The sequence below is a fragment of the Kocuria oxytropis genome (assembly GCF_040981195.1).
GTDB classification, from domain to species: Bacteria; Actinomycetota; Actinomycetes; order Actinomycetales; family Micrococcaceae; genus Kocuria; species Kocuria oxytropis.
The window spans coordinates 1-707 of record NZ_JAVFXA010000073.1 but is presented as its reverse complement, the minus strand read 5'-3'; the positions used below and the strand labels follow the sequence as shown (position 1 = coordinate 707).

The 707-nt window shown below is 72.0% G+C and carries 1 protein-coding gene; it reads left to right on the top strand.

Annotated features, from left to right (window positions below):
* The coding region (locus tag QYM41_RS17625; RefSeq protein WP_368801070.1) for an aldehyde dehydrogenase family protein at positions 1-707 on the top strand (707 nt) is incomplete at both ends.

Below are 707 nucleotides of genomic sequence, written 5' to 3'. Positions count from 1 at the left end.
GTCGGCGCGCTGTTCGCCGAGCGCGCCGACGAACTCGCCGTCATCGCCACCCAGGAGATGGGCAAGCCGCTCGCCGAGGCCCGGGAGGAGGCGCAGTTCTGCGCCGAGATCTTCGGCTACTTCGCCGAGCAGGGCCCGGCCCTGGCCGCCGACCAGCCCATCACGGCCTCCGGCGGAGGCCGGGCGGTGATCCAGAAACGCCCGGTCGGGGTGCTGCTGGGGATCATGCCGTGGAACTACCCCTACTACCAGGTGGCCCGCTTCGCGGCCCCCAACCTGGTGCTGGGCAACACGATCGTGCTCAAGCACGCCGAGTCCTGCCCGCGGGCCGCGGCGGCCCTCCAGCAGCTGATGGACGACGCCGGGGTGTCGGCCGGGGTGTACACGAACCTCTTCGCCTCCCACGCCCAGATCGAGGACGTCATCGCCGACCCCCGCGTCCAGGGGGTGTCCCTGACCGGCTCCGAGCGGGCCGGGGCGGCGGTCGCCGAGATCGCCGGGCGCCACCTGAAGAAGGTCGTCCTGGAGCTGGGCGGTTCGGACCCCTACGTGGTGCTCGACACCGCCGATGTGCGCGAGGCGGCCCGGGCGGCCTTCGCCACCCGGATGGGCAACACCGGCCAGGCCTGCAACTCCAACAAGCGGATGATCGTCATGGACGACATCTACGACGAGTTCGTCGCCGAGCTGACCCGCCAGGCCGCCGC